The sequence below is a fragment of the Granulicella aggregans genome, from assembly GCF_014203275.1.
In the GTDB taxonomy this organism is placed as follows: domain Bacteria; phylum Acidobacteriota; class Terriglobia; order Terriglobales; family Acidobacteriaceae; genus Edaphobacter.
The window spans coordinates 387,164-409,210 of record NZ_JACHIP010000005.1 but is presented as its reverse complement, the minus strand read 5'-3'; the positions used below and the strand labels follow the sequence as shown (position 1 = coordinate 409,210).

14 protein-coding genes are annotated in these 22,047 nt (G+C 59.5%); 7 read left to right on the top strand and 7 right to left on the bottom strand.

Annotation, left to right across the window (positions count from 1 at the left end; all coding sequences use genetic code 11):
• Window positions 1–64 precede the first annotated feature (64 nt).
• Window positions 65–2,602, bottom strand: a complete 2,538-nt coding sequence (locus tag HDF16_RS18920; protein WP_184220163.1) for an ABC transporter permease — start codon at window positions 2,600–2,602, stop codon at window positions 65–67.
• Between the two features lie 212 nt (window positions 2,603–2,814).
• Window positions 2,815–3,726, bottom strand: coding sequence for an NAD-dependent epimerase/dehydratase family protein (locus HDF16_RS18915; protein ID WP_184220160.1), 912 nt, complete (start codon window positions 3,724–3,726; stop codon window positions 2,815–2,817).
• 95 nt (window positions 3,727–3,821) lie between these two features.
• Here HDF16_RS18915 and HDF16_RS18910 point away from each other — a divergent pair, with 95 nt between their 5' ends.
• The 3 genes from HDF16_RS18910 (at window position 3,822) to HDF16_RS18900 (ending at window position 6,604) form a co-directional block, all read left to right on the top strand.
• A complete protein-coding gene (locus HDF16_RS18910) occupies window positions 3,822–4,271 on the top strand; it encodes a nuclear transport factor 2 family protein (protein ID WP_184220156.1) in 450 nt (149 codons plus the stop codon).
• A 108-nt stretch (window positions 4,272–4,379) separates the two neighbouring features.
• Window positions 4,380–5,789: an FAD-binding oxidoreductase gene (locus HDF16_RS18905; protein WP_184220153.1), complete on the top strand. Its 1,410-nt coding sequence runs from the start codon at window positions 4,380–4,382 to the stop codon at window positions 5,787–5,789.
• Entirely contained in the window at window positions 5,786–6,604 is an 819-nt protein-coding gene (locus tag HDF16_RS18900; RefSeq protein WP_184220150.1) for an SDR family oxidoreductase, read from the top strand. Before HDF16_RS18905 ends, HDF16_RS18900 begins: the two co-directional genes overlap by 4 nt.
• Before the next feature lie 129 nt (window positions 6,605–6,733).
• Here the strand turns inward: HDF16_RS18900 and HDF16_RS18895 are convergent, their stop codons facing one another.
• The 4 genes from HDF16_RS18895 to HDF16_RS18880 form a co-directional block, all read right to left on the bottom strand.
• Window positions 6,734–10,180 carry a choice-of-anchor D domain-containing protein gene (locus tag HDF16_RS18895; protein ID WP_184220147.1) on the bottom strand — a complete coding sequence of 1,149 codons (3,447 nt, stop codon included), beginning with the start codon at window positions 10,178–10,180 and terminating at the stop codon, window positions 6,734–6,736.
• A gap of 322 nt (window positions 10,181–10,502) precedes the next feature.
• Complete coding sequence (locus tag HDF16_RS18890) at window positions 10,503–11,489, bottom strand: transglutaminase family protein (RefSeq protein ID WP_184220851.1); 987 nt, start codon at window positions 11,487–11,489, stop codon at window positions 10,503–10,505.
• Between the two features lie 140 nt (window positions 11,490–11,629).
• On the bottom strand, window positions 11,630–12,616 hold the full coding sequence (locus tag HDF16_RS18885) for an alpha-E domain-containing protein (protein WP_184220144.1): 987 nt from the start codon (window positions 12,614–12,616) through the stop codon (window positions 11,630–11,632).
• A gap of 86 nt (window positions 12,617–12,702) precedes the next feature.
• Window positions 12,703–14,169, bottom strand: a complete 1,467-nt coding sequence (locus HDF16_RS18880) for a circularly permuted type 2 ATP-grasp protein (protein WP_184220141.1) — start codon at window positions 14,167–14,169, stop codon at window positions 12,703–12,705.
• Between the two features lie 106 nt (window positions 14,170–14,275).
• Between HDF16_RS18880 and HDF16_RS18875 the strand changes: the two genes are divergently transcribed.
• Window positions 14,276–15,283 carry an alpha/beta hydrolase gene (locus HDF16_RS18875; RefSeq protein ID WP_246409297.1) on the top strand — a complete coding sequence of 336 codons (1,008 nt, stop codon included), beginning with the start codon at window positions 14,276–14,278 and terminating at the stop codon, window positions 15,281–15,283.
• Between the two features lie 140 nt (window positions 15,284–15,423).
• Here the strand turns inward: HDF16_RS18875 and HDF16_RS18870 are convergent, their stop codons facing one another.
• Window positions 15,424–16,056, bottom strand: a complete 633-nt coding sequence (locus HDF16_RS18870; RefSeq protein WP_184220138.1) for a cysteine dioxygenase — start codon at window positions 16,054–16,056, stop codon at window positions 15,424–15,426.
• Between the two features lie 177 nt (window positions 16,057–16,233).
• Between HDF16_RS18870 and HDF16_RS18865 the strand changes: the two genes are divergently transcribed.
• From HDF16_RS18865 to bglX, 3 genes are all read left to right on the top strand, one after another.
• Window positions 16,234–17,553 carry a zinc dependent phospholipase C family protein gene (locus HDF16_RS18865; RefSeq protein ID WP_184220135.1) on the top strand — a complete coding sequence of 440 codons (1,320 nt, stop codon included), beginning with the start codon at window positions 16,234–16,236 and terminating at the stop codon, window positions 17,551–17,553.
• Window positions 17,554–17,636: 83 nt separating this feature from the next.
• Window positions 17,637–19,481, top strand: coding sequence for a translational GTPase TypA (typA, locus tag HDF16_RS18860; RefSeq protein WP_184220132.1), 1,845 nt, complete (start codon window positions 17,637–17,639; stop codon window positions 19,479–19,481).
• Window positions 19,482–19,718: 237 nt separating this feature from the next.
• The gene (gene bglX, locus HDF16_RS18855) at window positions 19,719–22,007 is read left to right on the top strand and encodes a beta-glucosidase BglX (protein ID WP_184220129.1); all 2,289 of its coding nucleotides are present in this window, start codon (window positions 19,719–19,721) and stop codon (window positions 22,005–22,007) included.
• Window positions 22,008–22,047: the final 40 nt, after the last annotated feature.

Below are 22,047 nucleotides of genomic sequence, written 5' to 3'. Positions count from 1 at the left end.
CGGCTTACTTAAGACAAAAACAGATTCCCTTCGGATTGACGAACAAAAAAATGGTGGGCGTTGACTATTCGCTGCGCAGGGCTCGGGCGGGATCGATGGAGGCTGCGCGGCGGCCGGGTAGCCAGCCTGCAATGAGCGCAGCGAGGAGCAAGGTTAGAGCAGCGATTGCAAGAGCCGCCGGGTCGAGCGTGGTGAGTTCGTAGAGCTGCGATTTGACGAAGCGGACGCAGTAGAACGCGGTGGGAACTCCGATGGCGAGGCCGATGAGGGTCTGGGTGATGGCGCTGCGGAGAACCATCAGGACGACGTCGCCGCGTTTTGCGCCAAGGGCCATGCGTATGCCGATCTCGCTGGTACGGCGGGCGACGGTGTAGGAGGTGACGCCGTATAGGCCGATGGTCGCGAGCAGGAGTGCGAGGCCTCCGAAGATGAGCATGAGGCGGGAGATCATGCGCTCTTCGACGAAGTTGTCAGCGATCTGGGCGCTGAAGGTCTGGAACCTTACGACCGCGAGATTCGGGTTGATGGAGGATAGCGTGCGGCGGGCGATGGACTCCATCTCCGGGACGGGATGGCTGGTCGAGACGACAATTGTGCTGGCGTAGAAGGAGGTGTCCTCTTCGAGTGGACCGTCGGCGCTTGGGGGGCGCTGAGTTATAGGTGTGAAGTACATCTCGTGGTTCTTCCATTCAACGCTCTGATACACGGTGTCCTCTACGACCCCGACTATGAGAAAGTCGCCGGAAGATTTGGGGCCGGGTGAACCGAAGCGGCGGCCGATGGGGTTCTCGCCAGGATTGAAGAAGGTCCTGACGAAGGCCTGGTTGACGACGCCGATGGAGGGGGCGCCGTAGACGTCCTGTACGCCGACTCCCCGGCCCGTCAGAACGTGGGTTCCCACGGAATCGAAGTACTCCGGGGTGACCTTGACGACGGTGGCGCCCTTGTCCACCTGGGGTTTGCCCTGTATCTGGACGCCGCCGCCGTTGTTGTTGTCTTCCATGGGGGCATAGCTGCTGATGCCTACCTTTAAGACTCCGGGAACGGCGTGGAACTGGTTTTCGATGTTGCGGTAGAGGGCTTCGATCTGTGATGGGGAGTAGCCTGCGGTCTGGGGATCGAAGTGAACGATATAGCGGTTGGTGGGGTCAAGTTTCATGTCGGAGTGCTCGAGGTTGCCGAGACTCCGGGCGAAGAGACCTGCGCCGACGAGCAGTACCAGAGAGAGTCCTGCCTGGGCCACGACGAGGCTACGTTGCAGGAGGGATGCGCCGCCGGTTGTCGTCCTGGTGCCGCTGCGAAGGATGTCGGCCGGCTGAGCTCCGGCGGCGATCCATGCCGGGGCTATGCCGAAGAGGACAGCAGTGACGAGGGAGAGCAGAAGCGCGAAGCCAATCACGGCCAGGGAGGGCTCGGCGGCGATGGGTACGGCCTGGCCGCCGGGGAAGGCCATGCGGAGGAGGAGATGCGCTCCGGCGTAGGAGACGGCGACGGAGGCTGCTCCGCTGAGGGCGGCGAGGACGAGGCTTTCGGTGAGTAGCTGGCGGAGGACGCGGGAACGCGAAGCTCCGAGGGCGGCGCGCGCGGCCATCTCGGACTTGCGGGCCATGCCCCGAGCGAGCAGGAGGTTAGCGATGTTGGCGCAGGCGATGACGAGGACGAGGCCGGAGATCCAAAGGAGCAGCTTGAGGCGGGTGCCGTAGCTCTGCTGCATGTCCGGGACGCCCTCTCCGCCGTCGGTCAGGATTACGTGCTGGCGATCGAGTAGAGGCTTGTTGGCCTGGGTCGAGTACAGATGCTGCGTGGCGAAGATCTGGCGCAATTGTTGGCTTAGCTTCTGCTGGAGAAGGTCGCGGGAGACGCCGGGCTTCACGCGGCCGATCATCCAGAGGTACGTCGTCTCGGGATCGCGCTCGTAGGTGGTGCCGCGGACGACTGACTCGGAGCGAAGGGGAAGATAGAACTCTGGTGGGGAGGATCTTAGGCGGTCTCCGAAGAAGGCTTTGGGAGTGATGCCGATGATGGTGACGGGTTTGGTGTTGACCCAGAAGGTGCTGCCAATGACGGAGGAATCGAAGTTGTAGAAGTTCTCCCAGGTTTGATAGCTCATCATGGCGGTGATGGGAGCGCCTTCACGGTCGTCGGCGTCGTTCATCAGGCGGCCGGCGGCGGGCTGCAGGCCGAACATGCGGAAGTAGTTGCCGGAGACGAACTCGGCCATGGTGGACCGCGCCTGTTCTTGTCCGCTGTCGCGTCGCGCGGTGAGCGGGCGGTACTCGTAGCCGGCCTCCATGGCTGCCAGCTCGGAGAAGTCGGGATTGGCGCTTCTGAATTTGTCGAATGTGTCGGTGGAGAAGAGGCCGTTGTCGCCGTCACTATGCGTTCCCTTGCCGACGCAGCATGCCCGGCGGTCGCCGATGCGGACGAGGGACTTGGGATCGGAGACGGGGAGGTCGCGCAGCAGGACTGCGTTGACGAGGGTGAAGATGGCGGCGTTTGCGCCAATGCCGAGGGCGAGGGTCAGGACGGCGGTGATGGTGAAGCCTGGCGTCTTGCGCAGTTGGCGTAGAGCGTAGCGTACATCCTGCATGATCGTCGTCATATCGCCGCCTCGGGTTGGTCGCTATTGGTCGCAGGGCCGCTCGATGGATGATGGGTGAGGCGGTTCCTGCCACACTCCTTCAAGGCACATGCTGGGCCAAAGTGCGTGCTTCAGAATGAATGGGTTAGAGATATCTTCACGGTGAAGATGTTCATTCGTGGAAGTAGATGTCCGAATCTGGACGAGTGGCTGCTAGCATACCGGGTCCTCGGTCAGGCGCTCAGCCATTCCAGTCGGCGCGGCTTCCATGCGAGGGCCTGCTTCGCCTTCGCGTTTGAGGCTCCGCTCAACTTCGTTGCGTAGTAGACGATGTCTTCTCCGGCGATGGCTTTCACCTCATCTTCCGTCATGTGTGGGGGAGCGGGTGCGCCGAGAAACTTCGCGAACGCCGGTAGCCAGACCGCCTGTGGCGAAGGGTCGTCGTCGACCAGGTTGTATATGCCGGGGTCCGCGGTGAGAGCCGCTACGGTTGCGATGGCGGCGTCGTCGATGTGAACGAAGGAGGAGACGCCTTCGCCTTTGCCTACAACGGGATTCTGCTGCCGCATGATCATGTTCGCTGCGGCCTCGCCGGGGTGGTACCAGGTTTTGGGGCCATAAAAGAATCCGTATCTGAGGGCTACGCCTTCGATTGCGCTTGAGCTGAAGAGCCGCATTTCAAGCTCGGTATACGTCCGGGCGCTGGCGGCGACGCTGGGGCTGGCATTCATGTCCAGAGGGGCGGACTCGTCTGCCAGTCTTCCTTCCGCAGCCTTCAGGAAGAAGCCGCTTGATTGCTGGAGATATCGCCGGACGCCATTCGCGATTGCCGCGTGAAACAGGTTTCCTCCGCCTTCCAACCTGAGCTTCCGGTCGCCTTCGGCGTACTTCGGCATGTCGCTTTGCTCTTTTGGCAACGAGGTGAGTTCGTCTATGACCGCCTCTGCCTTCGATTGCCGCAGCGCGGCGTCTACTGCGGCGGCGTCGAATGCGTCGACGATCACGGCTTCTGCTCCTTGACGGACCAGATTTCCTGCTCGTGCTTCGCTGGTTGTCATTCCCACCACAGAATGCCCCTGCTTTAGTAACTCGGCGATCAACGGCTCGCCGATCGCCCCGCTGGCTCCTGCTACAAATACGCGCATCGCTCTCTCCCTATCGATGGAACAGCCGGTACTCAGGCCTCCGCTGGAACATGGTAAGCATAAGGGCGTAAGTGGCGTCGCGCTATGCTGGTGCGATGAAAAAAGTCAGAAGGGCAGCTGTGCTGTTGGAGAGCTCGCTCGCCAGCTATTCGTCGATATCCCCTGAAGAGGCAAAGATTCGCGCGATTCGCGCGGAGTCGAACCGGGCGATCGCCGCGCAGGATGTTGCGGGCGTTTCGGCCAGTCTTGCCGAGGACTTTGTTGTGGTGATTGGGGACGGTACTTTTCTTCGTCGCGAGGAGTACATTGCGGCTTTTGCGCACGGATTTGAGCAGCGTTCGCCTTTGAGCTACGAGCGGGTTGCGGAGGAGATTTGTCTCTCGGCTGCACTTCCGCTGGCGGCGGAGCACGGACACTGGAAGGCAACCCTGGCGGACGGACGGAACCTCTTTACGGGAACGTATTCGGCGATGTGGCGGCGTACGGAAAAGGGATGGAAGCTGCGGTCGGAGCTGTTCGTCTTGCTTGCCGAGGCAAGGGAATAGGTTCAGAGAAGATCGCGGGATTTCAAGGCTGCGAAAGAGTCACGCGGAGTACCTGTGGCAGGGCAGCTTTTTCATTGGAATTCGATCCGGATCAGCTATTCTGGGAACATGGCACAATCTGCGAGCGTCCAGGAACCTGCACAGGAAACGGGAACATCTGCGAGGCCGCCCTACCAGGCACCCCCTCAGCCTGGTTTCAAACCGCCCTTCGAGCCGTGGGGACGGTATCCGGTCTATGACGCAAAGATCGTTCCTCTGAACTGGCAGGGAGATATCCCGGGCTCCATGAAGGGGCTTCACGGCGGGGCGCTGGCCGTCGGCATGGGCCGGAGCTATGGCGATAGCTGTCTTCTGAAGGATGGCAACCTGCTCCTGACAACCGGGATGAACCGGCTACTGGACTTCGATCCGGCGACAGGGCTGTTGACGGCGGAAGCGGGGATTACGCTGGCGCAGATTCTGGACTTCTGCGTGCCGCGTGGGTTCTTTCTACCGGTATCGCCGGGGACGAAATATGTGACCCTCGGTGGCGCGATTGCGAATGATATTCATGGCAAGAACCATCATGTGGCCGGGACGTTCGGGTCCCATGTGACGCAGTTTGGGCTGATGCGGTCGGACGGGAGCTACAAGCTTTGTTCGCCGACGGAGAATCCGGACTGGTACTCGGCGACTATTGGCGGGCTGGGGCTGACGGGAGTGATTCCGTGGGCGACGTTGCGCATGAAGCCGATTGTGTCGCGGGCGATCGATTACGAGGGGATCCAGTTCCACGGGATCGACGAGTTCCTCGCGCTGACCGAGCAGTACAAGCACATCGAGTACACAGTGAGCTGGGTCGATTGCGTATCGACGGGGAAGAACTTTGCGCGCGGCGTGTTCATGCTGGGCGACCACTCGAGGGTGCCGGACGAGCTAAATCCCTCGCCGGAGCCGAAGCTGGTGTTTCCGTTCGACGCTCCGGGATTTGCGTTGAATCAGTACTCGGTCACGGCGTTCAATACGGTCTTCTTTCATAAGCAACTGAAGCCGCATGTGAAGGCGCTACAGGATTACGAGCCGTTCTTCTATCCGCTGGATAAGGTGCTGCACTGGAACCGGATGTATGGGAAGAGCGGTCTGCTGCAGTTCCAGTATGCGATTCCGTGGGAGAACGCGCGCGAAGGGACCATTGCGATCCTGGGCGCTGTGGCGAAGTCGGGTCTGGCGTCGTTCCTTGCGGTGCTGAAGGCGTTTGGCGATGTGCCGTCGCCGGGATTGATGAGCTTTCCGCAGCCGGGAATCACGCTGGCGCTGGACTTTCCGATCAAGCCGAATTTGAGTTTTCCGTTGTTCGAGCGGTTGGCGGACATGACTCGCGAGTACGGCGGACGGCTTTATCCGGCGAAGGATGCCGCGATGACCGCTTCGCAGTTCCAAGCTTTCTATCCTCAGTGGGAGAAGCTTGAGCGCTTCCGTGACCCCTTGCTTACCTCCAGCTTCTGGGAGCGCGTTACCGGAGATAAGACCATACTATGAGCACACAGACCGTGAATACACAGAACGGGACTCCTGAACTTGCATTGCACGCTGTACCGGCAAAGACGATCTACGCCTCGAAGAAGATCCTGGTGCTGGGTGCGACTTCAGGCATTGCCGAAGCTACCTGCCGGATCTGGGCGGCCAAGGGGGCGAGCCTGTTTCTTGTGGCTCGGAACGCGGACAAACTGGCCGCAGTTGCGGCTGACCTGAAGACGCGCGGAGCCCACTATGTAGACACGGCGGTTGCGGACCTCGATGACACGTCGACGCACCCGGAGTTGCTGGCTCATGCGGTGAACTCGCTGACCGGCCTCGACGTGGCATATCTTGCTCACGGCGTGCTGGGTGATCAGGCGCAGGCGGAGGCGGATTTCGGGACGGCGGAGCAGATTCTGCATACGAACTTTACGGCGCCGGTGTCGCTGCTGACCTGGCTGGCGAACTACTGCGTGCAGCGGCACTCGGGCGTGCTGGCGGTAATCTCGTCGGTGGCGGGAGATCGTGGCCGGAAGTCTAACTATGTTTATGGATCGTCGAAGGCGGGCTTGTCGGCGTTCCTTGGTGGACTGCGGAATCGCGTGGATCGGGAAGGCGTGACCGTGCTGACGATCAAGCCGGGGCCGACCAAGACGGCAATGACCTCGTCGATGCCGGGAAGCGAGAAGTTCGCGGACGTGAACGCGGTGGCGAAGAGCATCGTGGCGGCTGTCGATGCGAAGAAGGACACGCTGTATGTCCCGGGGAAGTGGGCGCTGATCATGTTCGTGCTGACGCATATCCCTGAGACGATCTTCAAGAAGACGAATACCTAGGAACGCGATCTCAGCGATTCCGCCATTGCTTGCGGGCCGGAGCTGTAATCGCCCGATGAAAATGGCCTGCCCTTGAAAAGGCAGGCCATTTTCAGCACGGGACTCTGGTTGGATATTTGGAATCGTCCGCTATTGCACATGGAGATTCACTGTGGTTTTAGCGCTGTCGCCCGAGACCGTGTCGGTAGCGGTAATCGTGATCGTGAAATCCTGATTTCTTGACTGCAGACCGCTTCCGCAACCTGTTGTTAATAGCAACGCTGTCAACGACAGGGTAGCTATGAGGAGTAGGTGCGGAAGCTTCCTCATGGCTTGGCGCGACCGTTTGAAGAAGAAGCCGGGGATAAGAAGGTAGCCAAATGTGATCGGTGACAGAGGCGAGTTCCGCGGGTGCTGCTCACGCGCTACTTGAATCGTTGTCTGGATCGTCATCTTGACCTGGGTGGTTCCTGCACCTGCGGGAACTTGAGTTGGCGAGAAAGTGGCCGTGGCATCGTTGGGAAGCCCTGTCGCCGTTAGCTGTACTGGGTGTGGGAAGGTCGATCCCTTCCCAGGGGCGACGGTGAGAATGAAGTCCACTGAACCGGCGGGAACCACGGTTGCCGAAGGTGGAGTAGCGGTCACTGTAAATCCCTCTGTGACAAGAAAGGTTGCCGTAGTGGTTGCTGCGGAGAAGTTGGCCGTAGCAGCCTGCGACGCACTCAGAGTTACGGAGCCTGTACCGGAAAGCGTGACCGTGTTTCCGGCGATGATGGCCGGCCCCGAGACGACGGAGTAAGTGAATGCCCCGGGAGAGTTAGAGGTTGGTGCGACCGTAAAGGGCGGAGCTCCGAAGACCTGGTTCGCTACGGAGAAGGAGATGGCGGGCGTTGCGGTCGCGACGAGGAATGTTGTTGTCGCAGAGCCTGCGCTGTATTGGGCCGTCGCGGCTTGTGAGGCCTGGAGGGTGACGGAGCCTGCGCCGGCGAGCGTTACTGTGTTTCCGGAGATTGTGGCCGGCCCTGAGACTACGGAGTAGGTGAAGGCCCCGGGAGAGTTTGAGGTCGCCGTGACCGTAAACGGCGGAGTGCCGTAGACCTGGTTGGCCACCGAGAAGGAGATAACAGGGGTTCCGGCGGAGACTTGGAATGTAGTCGTTGCGGAACCGGCGGAATATTGCGACGTTGCAGCTTGAGAAGCCTTGAGGGTGACGGAGCCCGTTCCGGTGAGCGTTACTGTGTTTCCTGAGATCATGGCTGGTCCAGAAACAACGGAGTATGTGAATGCTCCCGTGGAGTTTGAAGTCGCCGTAACGGCGAAGGGTGAAGCGCCGTAGATCTGGTCCGCGACGCTAAAGGAGATCGTTGGGGGCGCCATCGATCCGGTTCCGTTTAGCAGGATGATTTGGTTCGCGTAGTTTGGGGCGGCAGCGTTGAGGGAGTCATCCACGAGAGTGAGCTTCCCGGAGATGGCGCCTACCTGAGTTGGAGTAAAGCTGAGCAGCTCCTTGCAGGAGGTTCCAGCCGCAAGGGTTGCTGGACTCGAGGTCGAAGAGGAGACGGGGCAGGTGGACGCGCTGTCGATCGAAAATTGATCACTGATGGTCGGGTTTGAACCGCTAAGAGGTGAGGGGAAAGTAAGCGGCTGGTTTCCTGCGTTCGTGACCGTGACTGTCTTCGGACTATCGGTGCTCGTGGAGCCATATGCTGTGCTGGAGAAGCTGAGAGTGGGCGGCGTCACCGTATCGAGTCGCTTGATGGCGTGGGCGCCTTTATCCGCGACAAGGACGTTGCCGCTGCCGTCGACAAAGAGTCCCGCCAGAGCATTGAAGCCGCTGCCAATCGTGTTGACGGAAGTGTATCCGCCTGTGGCTAGGACTTCTTTGACCACGTTGTTTGTACTGTCGGCGATGAAGATGTTGTTGTTGCTGTCGAGCGCTATCTTGCTCGAAGGGTCGAATCCGGTCGCCAAGGGGTCGGTATTCGTGTAGTCGCCGGTTCTGGCGATCTCCTTCAAAGTTCCGGCGTCAGCTACGAAGACATTCCCGGTTGCATCGACGGCGATTCCGGAGGGATTTGTGTAGCTGGCTCCCAGCGAGTAAGTCGAGACATATCCTCCCAGGAAGGGAATCTCTTTTATGGGATTGTTGCTGGAGTCCACAACGAAGACGTTCCCTCCACCGCTAACGGCGACGCCGAGAGGAGCGGTAAAGCCGCTGCCGATCGAGGCGATGGTGGTGTATCCGCCGGTGGCGAATACTTCCTTGACCGCGTTGTTTCCCGTGTCCGCGACGAAGGTATTCCCCTCTCCATCTATAGCGATTGAGCTCGGGGCGTTGAATCCGGAACCTACAGCATGAGGATTTGCATATCCTTCGGAGGCGAGTAGTTCCGTGACCGTACCAGCCGATGCGTCGGCATAAAAGATGTTGCCGCTGCCATCTGCTGCCACCGATGAGGGTGCAATCGCGCCGCTTGCGAGGGTAATGTTCGTCGCAGGCCCAAAGGTGATTCTAGGTCCGGTGCCGGTGCCGTAGAGATAGGATGTGGCAACCAGATTTCCCGAAGAGTCTGTGAGCTCGATAGCTCCGACGCGAGAGCCGCTCGACTCAGGAGTGAAGCTGACATTGACGGTGCATGTCGACCCAGCATTGTAGGTGCCGGGTGGGTATGTACCGTTTGTGCAGATGTCTCCGGTTCCCGCATCTTTAAAGTCGAGCGATCCGGTCCCAAGCGTGAGGACTGAAGGGGAAGCGATCGTGATGGTGGACGGGAGATAGAAAGAGATGGCTAAGTTTGTTGGGCTGGTTTCTCCGACGGGTACGTTGCCGAAGTTGGCTCCCTGCGTCATGATCCGACTAACGGTGCTATTGCCGGAGTCGACCACGATGACGTCGCCCTGGTGATCTAACGCGATCCCAGCGGGATTCTTGAATCCTCCATAGAGAGTCAAAATGGTTGTGTAGCCCCCGTCTGCCAGCATCTCTTTGACCGAGGTTCCGTAGATGTCCGCGACGAAGATATTGCCGTGCGAGTCCAGCACGACATTCCTGGGATCTTTGAAATCGCCGCTGAGAGACCTGACTGTCGTGTAGTTCCCCGCAGCAAGAATTTCCTCAACAAAATAGTCCCCATAGTCGGCTACAAAGACGTTTCCTGCTGAATCCACCGCAACGCCTGTAGGGCCGCCTTGAGGGCCGCTGAAGCTGAATCCACCTCCCAGAGAGACCACGTTAGAGTAGTTTCCGGCCGCGAGGATTTCTTTGACTGCGAGATTTCCGTAATCAGCGACAAATACGTTGCCGCTGGTGTCGACGGCAACCCCGTAAGGCTGTGCAAATCCGCTGCCAATTGGGATAACGGTCGTATACCCGCTTGCCGCCGTGACTTCCTTGACAGCATTGTTTGTGGTATCAGCGACGAAGACGTTTCCGCTGGCGTCGAGGGCTATTCCGTTTGGGTCGCTAAATCCGCTCCCAATGAGATGGGCCGAAGTGTAACCTTCGGCAGCCAGGAACTCTTTGACTAAGTTGTTACCACTGTCGGCGATGAAGATGTTGTCGCTGCCGTCGACGGCAACACTGTTTGGGGCGTTCAAGCCGGATATCGGAACAGAGGCAACGGCGTCGGCCGCATAAGGTGCCTGCGCGAGAAGTGCGGTTCCTGAGAGAAGAACTACGGCGGTACAGAGACAGAGGGACGCGACGATGAAACGGCTAATCCCCGAGCGATGTCTACGTTGACTCAATAGCAAGTGAGACGCGAAGAAAGGAGTTACGACCATGAGGGCCCACCATCGAATTAGGTCGCTGACTCTGTGAAGATAACCATTTCGCTGGCTCGCTGGCAATAAGTCTTTGCTTCCGCCCAATAATAAGGTGACGTTTTTTACAACATGCTTTCCTCAATCTCATGGGACGCTACTGTTGCTGCTGGGCCATCTGCTGATGACGGGTAAGGGGTGGTGGCTGATCGGGCAGGGCGCTCGCCTTTTCGACCAGTGTCGACCAGTCCTCGGGGACGGGAAGTTCCTGGTCGAGCGAGGAAGTGCCTTCGCTGGGCGTGACGCGGACGGCGACGGTGAGCTCGCTGCCGGCGCGGCCTCGGAACATGCCATGGGTGGGTGGGACGTCGGCGTAGTCGCGGCCGATGGCGGTGCGGATGTGGCGGTCTCCAGCAACGAGGAGGTTGGTGGGGTCGAAGCCGACCCAGCCCAGCTGTGGGACGAGGGCTTCGATCCAGGCGTGGGTGGCGGAGTTCGCGGAGCGGTCGGTATCGAGCTGACCGTGGTAGAGGTAGCCGCTGACGTAGCGGCAGGGGATTCGGAGCTTCGACCGGACTAGGGTGATCATGACGTGCGCGAAGTCCTGGCAGACACCCTTGCGCGATGTGAGAGCTACGTCGATGGGGGAGTCGACCTTGGTGGATTTGGGGACGTAATCGAAGTAGCGATAGAGGCGCTCATTGAGATCGTGGAGGACCATGAGCGGGTCATCGCGGCGGCGGACATTGAGGTCGGCGGCGAGTTTGTCGAGGAGGGGGGTGGGTTCGCAGAATTCGCTGGGGAGGAGCATCTCCCAGTAGTCGCCGTTCTGCACGATCTCGTCGAGTTCCTCCCATGCGCCGGGAGCGAGGAATGAGGGGACGGGAGCGGAAGGCTGAACTTCGACGAGGGATTCAGCGACGATGACGAGCTGGCCGTGTTGACCGGGGATGTCGAAGTGGTGGACGTGGTTGGCGAGGTGGTCGCGATAGCTGAAGACACGGCAGCGCGGGCTGACGGAGAGATGGAAGGTGAGGCAGCGCTGGTTCTGGTCGCTGCGGGGGTGCATGCGAGTCTCCATCATGCTTTCGCTGACCGAGTTGCTATAGAGGAACTTGGTGAGATGGCGGATTGAGTAGTACATGGGTAGCCTCACTTCGTCGAGCGAGAAGAGGAGTCCAGAGTTCATTTTTTTGGCCGTCTGCCATGAACTGGCTGCTTGGTTGGAGTCTCTCGCGTCGGGGGAAGAGGAAGCCAACGAATTCGATGTTTTACCCACTCGGTCTAGCCTGCGAGGGCTGCCTGGATGGAGTAGTCGACGTAGATTTCGAAGATGGTCTCGTGGATCTCCCGGCACTGGGCCTGGATGGTTTGAAGGTAGGCGATGACACCTTGCTCCAGGATGTCTTCGACACGGTTGAAGCTTAGACCTGCCTGCAGACGTCCGGCAAGCCGGCTGAGGTGCAGCGTACGCTGCTTTCCGCTCTCTGCATGGATGGCCTCGAGCGAGTGCTGGAGGCTGTCAATGGCGAAGCGGAGGGAGTGGGGGAACTCTTCGTCCAGGAGGAGGAACTCAAGGATGCGATCCGGAGTAAGGTCGGCGGTGTAGACCTTGCAATAGGCTTCGAAGGCGGTGGCGGAGCGGAGCAGTCCCATCCAGTCGAGGTATTCATTGCCGCCGGGGAGCTGTTCGGGGAGCTTCCATAGGTCTTCGTGATAGGCCTCGAGGAGCTTGGCGGTGGCGGAGGCGCGTTCGATGTAGCGGCCGACCTGGATAAACTGCCAGCCTTCGCCGTGGCTCATGGTGGAGTCGGTGACACCCTGGAACTGGTGGACGGCTTCCATGACGCGCTGGAGGAACTCGGTCTGGCGCTCGGTGTTGGAGTTCTTCGCGTCGGCGAGCATGTCTGCCTGCATGCCGGGACGCGTGACTTCGAGATAGAGGCTGTTGAGGCGGTGCCACATTTCGGTCGAGATCTGCTCGCGGACGTGGCGGGAGTTCTCGCGAGCGTTGATGATGCAGGAGATGACGGAGCCCTTGAAGGATGTGTCGAAGGTGAGCTCGTAGGTGAGGGAGTACGGATCGCCGCTCCACTCGATGTCCTTGGGGTTGCCGAGGGCTAGGAGAACGCGCTGCCAGCGGCGCTCGGCGGACACGGCGGACTCGTCGAGCATGAGGTTGAGGTTCACCTCGATGAGGCGCGTGATGTGCTCGGCGCGCTCGAGGTAACGGGACATCCAGTAGAGGGAATCAGCTACGCGTGACAGCAATGTGCAACCCTCCTAAACAAGATACAGATGCGCCCTAACGCCGGGCGGGCGGTACTGCGTACGCTGGACGCGCTTCGCGCCGAAAGCTACTGGCTTAGGACCCAGGTGTCTTTGCTGCCTCCGCCTTGCGAGGAGTTGACTACTAGGGAGCCTTTTTTTAGAGCAACGCGGGTGAGGCCGCCGGGGACGATGGTGACCTTGTCACCATAGAGGACGTAGGGGCGGAGGTCGACGTGGCGGGGCTGGAGTTCGTCGCCGATGAGGCATGGGGCGCGGGAGAAGGAAATGGTCGGTTGCGCAATATAGTTGCGCGGGTCGGCCTCGATTTTGGCGGCAAACTCTGCCTGTTCGGCCTTGGTGGATTGCGGGCCGATCAACATACCGTAGCCGCCGCTCTCGCCTACTGCTTTGACGACGAGCTTGTCCAGATTCTGGAGGACGTGCTGGCGGGATTTCTTGTCGGTAAGCAGGTAGGTCTTGACGTTCTGGAGGACAGGCTCTTCCGAGAGGTAGTACTTGATGATGTCGGGAACATAGGCGTAGAGGGCCTTATCGTCGGCGACGCCGGTGCCGAAGGCATTGGCGAGGGTGACGTTTCCGGCGCGGTAGGCGTTGAAGAGGCCGGAGACGCCGAGGATGGAATCGCCGCGAAAGGCCAGGGGGTCGATGAAGTCGTCGTCGACACGACGGTAGATGACGTCGACGCGGCGCAGGCCGCTGGTGGTGCGCATGTAGACGATGTTGTCGTGGGTGACGAGGTCGCGGCCTTCGACGAGCTCGATGCCCATCTGACGGGCGAGGTAGGCGTGCTCAAAGTAGGCGGAGTTGAAGACGCCCGGCGAGAGTAGAACGATGTTGGGCTCTGGTCTCCCTTCAGGGGCGAGTGAGCGCAGGGTGCCTAGCAGGAGTTGGGTGTATTGCTCGATGGGGCGGACGTTGTAGCTGCGGAAGAGTTGGGGGAAGATCCGCTTCATGACGCGGCGGTTGGTCAGCATATAACTGACGCCCGAGGGGACGCGGAGATTGTCTTCGAGAACGACAAACTCGCCGTTCTCCATGCGGATGAGGTCGGTGCCGCAGATGGCTATGTAGACGTTGCGCGGGACCTGCAGGCCGATCATCTGGCGGCGGAAGTGCTTGCAGCTATAGACGACGTCGCGGGGAACGATGCCGTCTTCGAGGATTCGGCCTTCGTTGTAGATGTCTTTGAGGAAGAGATTGAGCGCGGTGATGCGCTGGGTGAGACCGCGTTCGACCGTGGCCCACTCGGCGCTGGTGATGATGCGCGGGAGCAGGTCGTAGGGGAAGATGCGCTCAGTACCTTCATCGCGACCGTAGACGGTGAAGGTGATGCCCTGGTTGAGGAAGCTGACGTCGGCGGAGTTCTTGCGGCGACGGAGTTCTTCCTTCGAGAGGGTGTTGAAGAGCTCGAGCAGAGGCTCGTAGTGGGGGTGAAGCTCGTTTTCACCGGCGAACATCTCGTCGTAGGCATGGTCCAGCAGGTAATTCTTCAGTGCAGGATGCGCGAACTGGTTCGTCTGGGATGGGTTCATGGAAGTTTTGAGTATAGAGCATATTGGCGGGGATCTGTCTCATTAACAGGTGCGGACGGGATTGCGTGCATTCTGAAGAGGCCCTGTGCGACTCCGCGAGATGCCCATGGCAGAACGCTGGAAGTTGGTCCGATATAAGTCGAAGTGGAGGCGGCGGATACTGCGCGCGATGCGTGCGGCGTCGGTCATTGTGCTGCTAGTTGGATGGGGATTCAGCTCGTTAAACGCGCAGGAGGTGGAGTGGCAGCCCTCGGCGGGACACACGCAGATGCCCATCTGGCCGGGAGCGGTGCCGGACGCGCGGCCTGCCAAGAATCCGGAAACGACGAAGACGGAGACAAAGGAGTTGGTTGCGGGGCGACCATGGCTCTATATCAGTGATGTCACGCGACCGACGATGACGCTTTATCCGCCGAAAGGGAAGAATACCGGCGCGGCGGTGATCGTGTTTCCGGGCGGGGGATATGAGGTTCTCGCGATTGACCTGGAAGGGACGGAGGCTTGCGATTGGCTGGTGTCGAAAGGCGTTACCTGCGTTCTGCTGAAGTACCGTGTTCCCGCGCCTCGGTCCGCGCCGTACTGGGGAGCGTATCCGCAGTCGAAGATTGCGCTGGACGATGCGCAGCGGACGATTGGGCTGGTCCGATTTCATGCGGCGGAGTGGAAGATCGATCCGCATAAGATCGGGGTGCTTGGGTTCTCGGCAGGCGGACATCTTGTGGCGGCGACCAGCGTTCACTTTGGAAAGAGGCTCTATCTGGCGGTCGATGCGGTGGATAAAGAGAGCTGCCGTCCGGACTTTGCGGTCGCGCTGTATCCCGGGCATCTGTCGGTGAAGGAAGGGACATTGGGCCTGAATCCGGATATTGCCAGCCACATTACGAAGCAGACGCCGCCGACGTTCTTATTGCAGAACGAGAATGACCATGTCGATACGGTGTGGGACTCGCTGACCTACTATGCGACGCTAGAGAAGGCTGGGGTGAAGGTAGAGTTTCATACCTACGCGGAGGGCGGGCACGCGTTCGGGCTGCGGAGGACGAAGTATCCGGCGACCGGGTGGCCGGAGTTGGTGGAAAGGTGGTTGAAGACGATTGGGATGATTGAGGAGTGAGAGTTGTGGCGCGGCCCATCCATCGCGATAGTGCCACGATGAATGGTGCACAGAGTTGCGGCTGTTTATGAGGAGACGAAATTCGGGGTCTCTCCACTGCGCTTTGCTCTGGTCGGATGACGATTCTTGAAGGAGCGAGTTTACGACTGGATCTGTTGGCCGTCTTTGCTGAAGTAGCTTAGGTTGCGGCGGTAGCAGCGCTGCTTGTCGAGGTCGAAGGCGATGCAGGAGTCAAAGGGTTTCGAGTAGACGTGGAGGCTGACGCAGCCGGTCGAGCCTGCGTTTTCGATCTGATGGATGGTCTGGAGCTTATCGACGGTGACCATGCCGGTGCCTTCGGCGCAGGCGACGGAGCCGATGCGGTCGAGCTGAAGCTCGGTGGCGCCGCCGAGACAGTCGATGTTGACGACGTTCTGGTTCTCGGGGGCGTTGCAGCTCCCGTGCTTGTACTCGTGGGTGACAACCTCGCCCTGGGCGACGGTCATCCAGCCAAGCTGGCCGTTGTGGGTGTGGATGGCGGTCTTCTGGCCAGGCGACCAGCAGATGGTCATGACCTCGAAGAGATCGTCGCGGTAGATGAGGTTGCGGGTGTAGAAGCTATCCCGCCACCATACGTAATTCTTGAGGGCTTCTGCGCGGAGGGGCATGGCGGCCATGTACTTGGCGATGCGGTCCTTTGTGATGAGGTCGCGCTCGAGTTCCTTGAGGCCGGCGACGAAGTCCCCGATGGAGGTGTGAAGGGGGTGGGTCTCGGTGGCGGGTTGCAGGGGCATAGCGCGCGGTCTCCTGTTTTTATTATCACCAATCTTTAGCCTGCGCGCTTGCAGCTGTATGAGAAACGGCATCCGAATCAGTAGAATCGGGCGGAGACGGGTTGACCCCCGGACGAGGGTTTCAAGCGAATGCGAACATCTCGAAGGTCGATAGGGCATTGCGCCGTCTCGTTACTCTTGGCTATTGTTGTACTGCTTTTGCTCGCGGAGCGGCGGGCTGATGCCTACTCGGTGCTGTCGCATGAAGAGGTGGTAGATCTCGCTTGGCTGCCACAGATTGTGCCGCTTCTGAAGGCTCGGTATCCGGGTTTGACCGACGATCAGCTGCGTATGGCGCATGCGTATGCGTATGGCGGGTCGATCATCCAGGACATTGGCTATTATCCATTTGGCAGCCACCAGTTCTCCGACATGGTGCATTACGTGCGCAGCGGAGATTTTGTCTCGACGATGATTCGCGAGTCGAACGACCCTAATGAGTTTGCGTTTGCGTTGGGGGCGCTTGCCCACTATTGCGGGGACGTGGAGGGGCATCCGACGATCAACCTGGTGACTTCGCAGCAGAATCCGAAGCTGCGGGCGCGATTTGGGCAGATTGTGACCTATGACGAGAACCCGGTGGCGCATGTGCGGACGGAGTTCGGGTTCGATGTGGTGGAGGTGGCGCACGGACGCTACTCGCAGGAGAACTACCGGGATTTCATCGGGTTCCAGGTCTCCAAGCCGCTGATGGAGCGGGCGTTTATGGAGACATACGGAGTTCCGGTGAACTTGATTATGAAGAACGAGGATCTGGCGATTGGGAGCTACCGATGGGCGGTTAGCAGCCTGATTCCGAAGATGACCAAGGTTGCGTTGGTGAGCTACAAGGGCGATATCGAGAAAGAGAATCCAGGGTTCGACCATAAGAAATTTGTTTACCGGTTGAAGCGAACGGAGTTTGAGCAAAGTTACGGGACGCAGTACGCGAAGCCGGGCTTCGGAACGCGGGTGCTGGCGTTCTTTATCGGGATTCTGCCAAAGGTGGGGCCACTGAAGTCGCTACAGGTGAAGGTGCCGGACGCCGCGCAGCAGGACCTTTATCTGAAGAGCATCAACCATACGGTTGACCGTTATGACCACTACCTTGAGGCGATGACGCAGCAGACTGCTTCGGTGACCACGGTGATGACGGCACCGGAGTTGAAAGAGATCGATCTCGATACGGGCCATCCGGCACAGTTTGGCGAGTATCAGCTCGCGGATGAGTCGTATGGCGGCCTGCTGGATCTGCTACTCCATGATCCTAAAACTCAGATGAAGGCAGACGTCAGACAGAGCTTTGTGGACTTTTACAGCAAGCGGAGCCAGCCAGAGTGGTACGCGAAGAAGCCTAAGGTCTGGGAGAAGCTGCAGGTGGACTTGAAGGCGTTCGATGCGACTGGGGCTGCAAACGCGATTGCTGCTGCGGGAGCGGCGGAATCGTCGGCAACTACCGCGCCAACTGCGGTAAACTAAAAGAGCCGCGCATTTTCATATTTAGTACTACCCGAACCGCCCGAAAAGCGCCCAAATCGCAAACAAGACAGGATACCTTCGCAGTGAGCAGCCCGACCGCAGTCGCCCTTAAGCCAATCTTCAATATTGCAATCATCGCGCACGTCGACCATGGCAAGACCACCCTTGTGGACGCCATGTTGCGTCAGAGCGGAACGTTCCGTGCGAACGAAGCGCTGACCGAGCGCGTGATGGACTCGAACGACCTTGAAAAAGAGCGCGGAATTACGATTCTGGCGAAGAACACCGCTCTTTACTACCACGACAACAAGATCAACATCGTCGACACCCCGGGCCACGCGGACTTCGGCGGCGAGGTAGAGCGCGCACTGAAGATGGTCGACGGCGTTGTGCTGCTGGTCGATGCTTCGGAAGGTCCGCTGCCGCAGACGCGGTATGTGCTTTCGAAGGCGCTTGAGGCTGGTCTTACGCCGATGGTGGTCATCAACAAAATTGACCGGCCCGACGCGCGCGTTCAGGAAGTATTGAATGAAGTCTATGACCTGTTCATCGACCTCGACGCGGATGAGTCCGTGCTCGATTTCCCGGTGATGTACACGAATGGTAAGGCAGGCACGGCAACGTCCGATATGGCGATTCCCGGAGTCGACCTGCAACCGCTCTTCGAGCAGATCATCCAGACGATTCCCGTGTCCAAGGGTGACCCCGAAGGTACGCTGCAGATCCTAGTGACAAATCTCGACTACTCGGACTATCTGGGACGTCTGGCTATCGGTCGCGTCTTCAACGGAACGATGCGGACAGGCCAGGAATACAGTGTCGCGAAGATCGACGGAACGTTTACCAAGCACAAGATCACGAAGCTGTTCAGCTTTTCGGGGCTGAAGCGCACGGATATCGAAGAGACGCAGATTGGCGACATCGTTGCGATCGCGGGTATTCCCGGCATCTTTATCGGTGAGAGCTTCTGCGACATCGAAGACCCGAAGCCGCTGCCTCCGATCATCATCGACGAGCCGACGATTGCGATCCAATTCAACGTGAACAACGGGCCGTTTGCCGGACGTGAAGGCAAGTTTGTTACCTCGCGTAACTTGAAGGATCGTCTCGATAAGGAACTGCTGACGAACGTGTCGATCAAGATGCAGGACACGGGATCGCCGGATGCGTTCAAGGTGCTGGGCCGCGGCGAGTTGCAGCTTGGAATTCTGATCGAGATGATGCGTCGCGAAGGCTTCGAGTTGATGGCGAGCCGTCCGGAGATTGTTACGAAGCGGATTGACGGCAACTTGATGGAGCCGGTTGAGCAGCTTTCGATCGACGTTCCGGAAACCTTTGTCGGAACCGTGATCGAGCGTCTTGGGCCGAGAAAAGGCGAGATGAACAAGATGACGAACCACGGTTCGGGACGGGTTCGCATGGAGTTCCGGATTCCCAGCCGCGGGTTGATCGGGCTTCGTTCGGAGATGCTGACCGAGACGCGTGGAACGATCATCATGAACTCGATTCTTGATGGCTATATTGCCTACCAGGGCGAGATTCCGCAGCGCCTTTCGGGCGCTCTGATCTCTGACCGTCAGGGAACGACGACGGCTTACGCGCTCGATGGTCTCCAGGATCGCGGCATTCTGTTTGTGGCCGATGGTGTTGAGGTGTACGAGGGCATGATCGTCGGCGAGCACTCGCGCGATAACGACCTCGACGTGAACTGCGTGCGTGAGAAGAAGCTTTCGAACATGCGTGCTTCGGGTTCGGACGATGCTGTGCGGCTGGTGCCTTACAAGCAGTTCACGCTGGAGCAGTGTATCGAGTTCATCGCGGACGACGAGCTGGTTGAGGTAACGCCGAAGTCGCTGCGCATCCGCAAGAAGGTACTGCAGCCGAACCGGCGACCGAAGCGCGGAACGAGCGCTCCTGTCGAGCTGTAACTTCAGGCGATACAAATTGAAGAGGCCCGCATCCGGTGGATGCGGGCCTTTTTGTTTCTGGGGGAGTCTTGTGGAAGCCTCACTCATCGCGGTTTTGCTGCGATGAATGGGGTACAGAGTGGTGGCAGAGCCAGCGTGCCATTTTCGGGAGACCGGAGTTGCAGAAAGGGTCTATATTAGCTTTCTTGCGGTGGGCGTCATCCTATAGCTAAGTTGAAGGACTTTGAGAGGCCGTGTATGCGCAGAATTTCTGTATGTCTGATCGCCGCGATGAGCGGTGTGTTGTTTGGAGGGACGGCGCTTGCGCAGGGTCCCACTTCTGCGAAGGACAATGAGCGCGCGAATGCGTTGCTGAAGCAGATGACGACCGAGGAGAAGGTCGGGCAGTTGAATCAGCCGTTCTTCTTCCCGGTGCCGGTGCCAGGCATGAAGACGGATACCGTGTCCTATGAGGACCGGGTGCGGCGGGGTGAGGTGGGGTCGTTCTTGTTTCTGACCGATCCGAAGAAGATCAACGAACTGCAGAAGATTGCGCTGACCGAGACGCGGCTGCATATTCCGATTTTGTTTGGTTTCGACGTCATCCATGGGTTTGATACCGAGTGGCCGGTGCCGATCGCTACGGCGGCTTCGTGGGATCCGGCGCAGGCCGAAGCCGGACAGGCGATGGCGGCGGAGGAGGCGGGACACGCAGGCCTGCGGTGGAGTTTTGCGCCGATGCTCGATATTGCGCGCGACCCGCGTTGGGGAAGGATCTCAGAGGGTGCGGGCGAAGACCCGTATCTTGGGGCGGCGATGGCGCGGGCGCAGGTGTTTGGATTTCAGGGACGACCGGGAAGTCCGCGGCCGTTTATGGCGACGATAAAGCACTTCGCGGGCTACGGTGCGGCTGAGGGTGGACGGGATTACGACGCTGCGTACATCTCTGAAGAGGAACTGCAGAATGTTTATCTGCCGCCGTTTCGTGCTGGAGTGGAGGCGGGCGCGGGAACGGTGATGAGCGCGTACATGGATTTGAACGATGTTCCGGCGGCGGGGAACATTCATCTACTGCATGACTTGCTGAGAGAGCAGATGGGATTCAAGGGCTTTGTCGTCAGCGACGCGTTCGCGGTGGGCAGCCTGGTAACGCAGGGGTTCGCGAAAGACAGGCTCGACGCGGCAGGGCGCGGCGCGGCTGCGGGCGTGAATATGGACATGGGCTCCGGGACGTATCTGGAGAATCTGAAGAAGCTGGTGGATGCGGGCAAGGTCTCGCAAGCGCAACTTGACGAGCTTGTGCGGCCGATCCTGGCGGCTAAGTATCACCTTGGGTTGTTTGAACACCCCTATGCGGACGCGACCGACGGCACGCATGTGGAGATGCTGGCGAAGCATCGCGCGGCTGAGCGGACGGCGGCGGCGCGGACTGCGGTGCTGCTGCGGAACGAGGGCGGTGTGCTGCCGCTGTCGAAGTCGGTGAAGAAGGTCGCGGTGATTGGGCCGCTGGGCAACTCCGGCGCCGACATGAATGGGCCGTGGAGTTTGACGGCGAAAGGCGAGGACTCGGTTTCGGTGTACGCGGGGATCAAGGCGAAGCTGCAAAGTGCTGATGTTGAGTTTGCCGAGGGTGTCCAGATTGCGAAGGCGTTTCCGTCATCGTTCGATGGCCTGTTCGGGGCGAAGCTGGAGACGCCGTGGAGCGGGGACGAGGCTGCGAGTGAGATGAAGAAGGCGCTTGATCTGGCCAGTAGCTCGGATGTGGTTGTGATGACGCTGGGCGAACTCGCGGGGATGGACTTCGAGTACTCGTCGCGTTCATCGCTGATGCTACCGGGCAAGCAGCAGGAGTTGCTGGAGAAGATTCAGGCGATGGGCAAGCCGGTGGTGCTGCTGCTGTTCAGCACGCGTCCGCTGGATCTGCAATGGGCTTCAGAGCATATCCCGGCGATCATGGATTGCTACTTCGGCGGGACGGAGGCGGGCAACGCCGTGGCGGATCTGCTGGTGGGCGATGCGGTTCCGGGGGGCAAGCTGCCGGTGAGCTGGCCGAGGGCGGCAGGGCAGATTCCGGTGTATTACGCGCATACGGAATCGCATAAGCCGTATGACTCGAAGGAATTCACGTCTCGCTACTGGGATGTTGAGACGTCTCCGCTGTATCCGTTTGGGTACGGGCTGAGCTATTCAACGTTCACGATCTCCGACCTGAAGCTGAGCGCGAAGAGCTCGCCGGTGAACGGCGCGATAAAAGCAACCGCCATGATTACAAATACAGGAGCGGTCGCGGCGGACGAGGTGGTGCAGCTTTATATTCACCAGAAATATGGATCGGCGTCGCGACCAGTGCGGGAGCTGAAGGGCTTCGAGAGGGTGACGCTGAAGCCGGGAGAAAAGCGCGAGGTGACGTTCACGATCGGGCATGATGAGCGGAATTACTGGAGCGCGGCGAAGAACGGATGGGTAGTTGAGCCGTCGGAGTTTGATGTCTGGGTAGGGGACAGCTCGGCGGCAACGTTGCACGACAGCTTTATCGTGGCGGAGTGAGGCTCAGACGCGACGGCATTTGAATGTGTGGAAGCGACGT

Bases quoted from the DNA above. Each gene is read 5' to 3' on its own strand.
- HDF16_RS18920 (WP_184220163.1), bottom strand. From the start codon at position 2,602: ATGACGACGATCATGCAGGATGTACGCTACGCTCTACGCCAACTGCGC.
- HDF16_RS18915 (WP_184220160.1), bottom strand. From the start codon at position 3,726: ATGCGCGTATTTGTAGCAGGAGCCAGCGGGGCGATCGGCGAGCCGTTG.
- HDF16_RS18910 (WP_184220156.1), top strand. From the start codon at position 3,822: ATGAAAAAAGTCAGAAGGGCAGCTGTGCTGTTGGAGAGCTCGCTCGCC.
- HDF16_RS18905 (WP_184220153.1), top strand. From the start codon at position 4,380: ATGGCACAATCTGCGAGCGTCCAGGAACCTGCACAGGAAACGGGAACA.
- HDF16_RS18900 (WP_184220150.1), top strand. From the start codon at position 5,786: ATGAGCACACAGACCGTGAATACACAGAACGGGACTCCTGAACTTGCA.
- HDF16_RS18890 (WP_184220851.1), bottom strand. From the start codon at position 11,489: ATGTACTACTCAATCCGCCATCTCACCAAGTTCCTCTATAGCAACTCG.
- HDF16_RS18880 (WP_184220141.1), bottom strand. From the start codon at position 14,169: ATGAACCCATCCCAGACGAACCAGTTCGCGCATCCTGCACTGAAGAAT.
- HDF16_RS18875 (WP_246409297.1), top strand. From the start codon at position 14,276: ATGGCAGAACGCTGGAAGTTGGTCCGATATAAGTCGAAGTGGAGGCGG.
- HDF16_RS18870 (WP_184220138.1), bottom strand. From the start codon at position 16,056: ATGCCCCTGCAACCCGCCACCGAGACCCACCCCCTTCACACCTCCATC.
- bglX (WP_184220129.1), top strand. From the start codon at position 19,719: ATGCGCAGAATTTCTGTATGTCTGATCGCCGCGATGAGCGGTGTGTTG.